We start from the raw sequence: 4,720 nt of genomic DNA, 5'->3' as shown, positions 1-4,720 counted from the left end.
CGGCGGACCGGACCCGGGGCCGGGCGCCGGACACGACCGTGCCCCGGGTCCGGCGGACCGGACCCGGGGCACGGGTTCGTGCGGGTGCTGGAGAAACGACCGGCGTCAGCCGGGAATCAGACCGTCGTCGCGGAGCATGGCGCGCACCTCTTCGAGGGTCGCGTCGGACGACGGCAGGATCAGCTCGGACGGCTCCAGGGAGTCGTCCGGCAGCGCTGTGCCGAGCTCGCGCACCCTGGCCAGGAGCGCGTGGAGAGTGGCGCGGAAACCCGGTCCGTCACCGCTCTCCATCTCGGCGAGCAGTTCTTCGTCGAGCTTGTCGAGCTCGGCGAGATGGCTGTCGGCCAGGTCGACCTGGCCCTCCCCCATGATCCGTACGATCATGACGCCGCCTCAACTCTTGTCGAACCTGTGCGGGGACTGCGACGACTGCTGCTGAGCGGCATCCTGCGGGCCGCCCTCGATCGCCTGCTGCGGGGTGGAGCCGCCGGCCAGCTCGGCCTTCATCCGCTGCAGCTCCAGCTCCACATCGGTGCCACCGGAGATCCGGTCCAGCTCGGCGGCGATGTCGTCCTTCGCCGTGCCGGTCGGGTCGTCCAGGGCGCCGGAGGCGAGCAGCTCGTCGATCGCGCCGGCCCGGGCCTGCAGCTGCTGGGTCTTGTCCTCGGCCCGCTGGATCGCCAGGCCGACGTCGCCCATCTCCTCGGAGATCCCGGAGAATGCCTCGCCGATCCGGGTCTGCGCCTGGGCGGCGGTGTAGGTGGCCTTGATGGTCTCCTTCTTGGTACGGAAGGCGTCGACCTTGGCCTGCAGCCGCTGTGCCGCGAGAGTGAGCTTCTCCTCCTCGCCCTGCAGCGTGGTGTGCTGCGTCTCCAGGTCGGTGACCTGCTGCTGGAGCGCGGCGCGCCGGGACAGCGCCTCGCGGGCCAGGTCCTCGCGGCCGAGCGCGAGCGCCTTGCGGCCCTGGTCCTCCAGCTTGGACGACTGTCCCTGCAGCTGGTTCAGCTGCAGCTCAAGCCGCTTGCGCGAGGTCGCCACGTCGGCGACACCGCGACGTACCTTCTGAAGCAGTTCGAGCTGCTTCTGGTACGAGTAATCGAGGGTCTCGCGCGGATCCTCGGCCCGGTCAAGGGCCTTGTTTGCCTTCGCGCGGAAGATCATCCCCATACGCTTCATGACACCGCTCATGGGCTTCGCGCGCCCCCTTCTGACGGACTGAGCTCCAGCACTCCAACAGAACCCACAGTACGGGCCCTGCCTCTATTACCGCACTGTTCGAGCAAGGATGTGCTCCTACCCAAGGACGACTGCACCAGGTCACCACTCCAGCCCAAGGAGTAGGCGGAGGTCGGGGAGACCCGGTGCCGTCCCCCGTACCGGACAGGTCGGTACACCTGCGAGGACGCAGGCCGTTGCCGGATCGTTCCCGGCCGGCCTGGGGTCGTGGCGATCCAACCCGTACCCTTGGGCCTTGTGTTCCGTAGCCGTTCGAAGGAAGAGAAGGCGCCCACCGGCAAGGTGACGGCGGACCTCTCCAAGCAGCCCCGCGACCCGCAGGCCCCCAAAGGTCGCCCCACCCCCAAGCGCAGCGATGCCCAGTCGCAGCGCCGTCGCGCCTCCAGTGGCGCGCCGCTCGACCGCAAGGAGGCCATGAAGCGGCAGCGCGAAGCGCGCCGTGTGGACATGGCCAAGCAGCGCGAGGCGCTCGCCAGTGGCGACGAGCGCTATCTGCCGGCTCGCGACAAGGGCCCGGTGCGGCGCTTCGTCCGCGACTACGTGGACTCGCGTTTCTGCATCGCGGAGTTCTTCCTGCCGCTCGCCGTGATCATTCTGATTCTCAGCGTGATCCAGGTGCAGAACATCCAGAACATCTCGCTGCTGCTGTGGCTCGCCGTGATCGTGCTGATCGTCATCGACTCGATCGGTCTCTCGATCCGTCTGAAGAAGCAGCTCAACCAGCGCTTCCCCGACACGCCCAAGCGTGGCGCGGTCGCCTACGGCCTGATGCGCACGCTTCAGATGCGTCGCCTCCGGCTGCCGAAGCCGCAGGTCAAGCGTGGAGAGCGGCCCTGAGTACGCACATCTCCGGCTCGACCGGCGGTCCGTCCGCCGGCCGGCCGGACGATGCCGTCCCCGTGACCGGGTTCACCGGAGCCTCCTCGGTGTGGCTGAAGGGGCTCGGCGGGCTGCGCAACACCGTCCGCCAGGAGCTCGTGGCCCGGCAGCTCGACGAGCAGATCGCGGCACGCTTCCCGGTCGGACAGCGGCTGCGCGTGCTCGACGTGGGCATGGGCCAGGGCACCCAGGCGCTGCGCCTGGCCAGGGCCGGTCACACCGTGACCGGCCTGGAGTCCGATGCCGAGATGCTGCGGGTGGCCAGGGAGGCGCTCGGCAGCGAGCCCGCGGGCATCCGCGAGCGGGTCCGGCTCATCGAGGGCAACGGTCTGGACACCGGGGTGCACTTCCTGCCCGGCAGCTTCGACGTGGTGCTCTGCCACGGCGTGCTGATGTATGTCCGGGACCCGGACCCGATGCTGGCGGGCCTGGCCCGGATGCTCGCGCCGGGCGGACTGCTGTCGCTGCTCGTGCGGAACGCGGACGCGCTGGCGATGCGTCCCGGGACCGCCGGGGACTGGAACGCGGCGCTGGCCGCCTTCGACACGGACACGTACACCAACCGGCTGGGCCTCACGGTCCGGGCCGACCGGCTGGACGCCCTGACGGCCACGCTCGCCGGGATCGCGGCGCCCCTGCACGCCTGGTACGGAGTACGCGTCTTCACGGACAACGTGAGCAACGACGTGGAGCTGCCGGCCGCCGCCGAGCTGGAGCAGGTGCTCGCCGCGGAGGACCGGGCCGGGCGGACGGATCCGTACCGCCGGGTGGCCGCGCTGCTGCATCTCTGCGGAGTACGGGGCTGAGAGGACGCGGGTGCGGGTCGCCGGGGCTGCCCGGCGGCGTCCCCCATTCGGCCGAACCCGGCAGGCCGCCAATAGGGTTAAAAGCCATGATTCGAACATGGATGCATCTCACTTTCGCCGCCGTGCTCGTCGGCTGCTGCTGCCTCTGACCGCAGGTGTCTGTGCGATCGCCCTGGTGAGCGGCTGCTCGGACGCTTCCTCCGATTCACCGAAGACCGACCCCAGCAAATCCGCCTCCGCCTCCGGGATCGCCGGTGATCTGCAGAGCGACTACCAGGCCGTGATCAAGAACGTGCTGCCGTCGGTCGTGCAGATCGAAGCCGGCAACACCCTGGGCTCCGGCGTCGTCTACGACTCCAAGGGCCATATCGTCACCAACGCCCATGTGGTCGGCAACGAGAAGAAGTTCAAGGTCACCGTCGCCACCGGCGAGAAGGTGGAGAGCGCCTCGCTGGTGGCCGCCTATCCGGATCAGGATCTGGCCGTCCTCAAGCTCGACCGCGTGCCGGACGGGCTGAAGCCCGCGAAATTCGGCGACTCGGAGAAGGTCGAGGTGGGGCAGATCGTGCTGGCGATGGGCTCACCGCTCGGACTGTCCTCCAGCGTCACCCAGGGCATCGTCTCGGCGCTCGGCCGGACCGTCAGCGAGAGCCGCGCGGGCGGCGGCACCGGCGCGACGATCGCGAACATGGTGCAGACCTCGGCCGCGATCAACCCGGGCAACAGCGGGGGTGCGCTGGTCAACCTGAACAGCGAGGTGATCGGTATCCCGACGCTGGCGGCGACCGACCCGGAGCTGGGTGGCAGCGCGGCGCCGGGGATCGGGTTCGCGATCCCCGTGTCGATGGTGAAGACGATCGCCGATCAGATCATCAAGAGCGGCAAGGTCATCGACTCGGGCCGGGCGGCCCTGGACATCACCGGACGCACGGTCGTCGACGACAACTACCAGCCGGCCGGGGTGGCGCTGGTCAGCGTGACGAAGGGCGGTGCCGCGGACAAGGCGGGACTGCGGGCCGGTGACATCATCACCGGGATCAACGATGTGCCGGTCACGACGATCACGTCGCTGGCGGAGGCACTGGCCTCGGACAAGCCGGGCCAGAAGGTCACGGTGACGTACCTGCGCAACGGGGCGGAGAAGACGGCGCAGGTCACCCTGGGCGAGATCTAGGAGCCGCCCGGCGGGTCGGGGCCGGACAGGCCCTGGGCCCTCCATCGCCCGGGGCGCCGTACGGGGCTGTTCTCCGCACCCGTACGGCGCCCCGGTGAGAGGAGCCGGATCAGCCCTGGTCGGCCTGGAGGCTCATGGGGCCGTAGATCTTCGTCGAGTCGTCGAAGAGCGTCACCTGGTCCGCCCCGCCGTCGAGGAGTTCCTTCCAGTACTCACCGATCCAGGACTCCGCGTCGCCCTGGGTGGTGAATTCCTCCGGCTGCAGGGCCGGCTCCGTCTCCGTACCGTCGGACTTCTCGAACCGCCACGTCCACGCCATGTCCGCCTCCTGGGTCACTTTGCTGCCCCGCAGCCTAGTGCCTGCGTCCGGTGCGGGGACCGGCTCCGCACCCGTCCGGACGCCCCCAGGTCGCGCACCGGCTGCGAGGACGCGGGAGGATCGGAAGCGTGGAACTGACTCTGCTCGGCACCGGAGCCCCCGACGGGCTGCCGCGGCCCGAATGTCCTTGCGCCGTCTGCGCCGTCGCCCGCGGGGCGCGCTCGCGGGCCGCGACCTCGCTGCTGGTCGACGACGCGCTGCTGCTCGATCTCACTCCGGGGGCCGTGTTCGCCGCGGCCCGCGCGG

At 70.0% G+C, this 4,720-nt stretch carries 6 protein-coding genes and 1 pseudogene; 4 read left to right on the top strand and 3 right to left on the bottom strand.

Going from position 1 to position 4,720, the window contains the following annotated elements; translation table 11 throughout:
- Positions 1 to 105 precede the first annotated feature (105 nt).
- Both ABZY11_RS42935 and ABZY11_RS42930 read right to left on the bottom strand, forming a co-directional pair.
- Positions 106 to 384 carry a hypothetical protein gene (locus tag ABZY11_RS42935; protein ID WP_356484375.1) on the bottom strand — a complete coding sequence of 93 codons (279 nt, stop codon included), beginning with the start codon at positions 382 to 384 and terminating at the stop codon, positions 106 to 108.
- A 9-nt stretch (positions 385 to 393) separates the two neighbouring features.
- Positions 394 to 1,176, bottom strand: coding sequence for a PspA/IM30 family protein (locus tag ABZY11_RS42930; protein ID WP_072483677.1), 783 nt, complete (start codon positions 1,174 to 1,176; stop codon positions 394 to 396).
- Between the two features lie 297 nt (positions 1,177 to 1,473).
- On the opposite strand from ABZY11_RS42930, the gene ABZY11_RS42925 reads away from it, so the two are divergent.
- The 3 genes from ABZY11_RS42925 to ABZY11_RS42915 all read left to right on the top strand — a co-directional run bounded on the left by ABZY11_RS42925 (position 1,474) and on the right by ABZY11_RS42915 (position 4,095).
- Positions 1,474 to 2,073 carry a DUF3043 domain-containing protein gene (locus tag ABZY11_RS42925; RefSeq protein WP_356484374.1) on the top strand — a complete coding sequence of 200 codons (600 nt, stop codon included), beginning with the start codon at positions 1,474 to 1,476 and terminating at the stop codon, positions 2,071 to 2,073.
- 140 nt (positions 2,074 to 2,213) lie between these two features.
- Positions 2,214 to 2,921, top strand: a complete 708-nt coding sequence (locus tag ABZY11_RS42920) for a methyltransferase domain-containing protein (protein ID WP_356484376.1) — start codon at positions 2,214 to 2,216, stop codon at positions 2,919 to 2,921.
- A gap of 97 nt (positions 2,922 to 3,018) precedes the next feature.
- Positions 3,019 to 4,095 (top strand): trypsin-like peptidase domain-containing protein, encoded by a 1,077-nt coding sequence (locus ABZY11_RS42915; protein ID WP_356484373.1) that lies wholly within the window; start codon positions 3,019 to 3,021, stop codon positions 4,093 to 4,095.
- Positions 4,096 to 4,204: 109 nt separating this feature from the next.
- Here the strand turns inward: ABZY11_RS42915 and ABZY11_RS42910 are convergent, their stop codons facing one another.
- Complete coding sequence (locus tag ABZY11_RS42910) at positions 4,205 to 4,414, bottom strand: hypothetical protein (RefSeq protein WP_072483289.1); 210 nt, start codon at positions 4,412 to 4,414, stop codon at positions 4,205 to 4,207.
- A gap of 128 nt (positions 4,415 to 4,542) precedes the next feature.
- Here ABZY11_RS42910 and ABZY11_RS42905 point away from each other — a divergent pair.
- A pseudogene (locus tag ABZY11_RS42905) lies at positions 4,543 to 4,720 on the top strand (adenosylcobinamide kinase/adenosylcobinamide phosphate guanyltransferase); the annotation flags it as partial.

This window comes from Streptomyces sp. NPDC006510 (assembly GCF_040611955.1).
Classification (GTDB): Bacteria; Actinomycetota; Actinomycetes; order Streptomycetales; family Streptomycetaceae; genus Streptomyces.
This window is presented reverse-complemented; position numbering and strand designations above follow the sequence as displayed.

Bases quoted from the DNA above. Each gene is read 5' to 3' on its own strand.
- ABZY11_RS42915 (WP_356484373.1), top strand. From the start codon at position 3,019: ATGGATGCATCTCACTTTCGCCGCCGTGCTCGTCGGCTGCTGCTGCCT.
- ABZY11_RS42910 (WP_072483289.1), bottom strand. From the start codon at position 4,414: ATGGCGTGGACGTGGCGGTTCGAGAAGTCCGACGGTACGGAGACGGAG.
- ABZY11_RS42930 (WP_072483677.1), bottom strand. From the start codon at position 1,176: ATGAAGCGTATGGGGATGATCTTCCGCGCGAAGGCAAACAAGGCCCTT.
- ABZY11_RS42935 (WP_356484375.1), bottom strand. From the start codon at position 384: ATGATCGTACGGATCATGGGGGAGGGCCAGGTCGACCTGGCCGACAGC.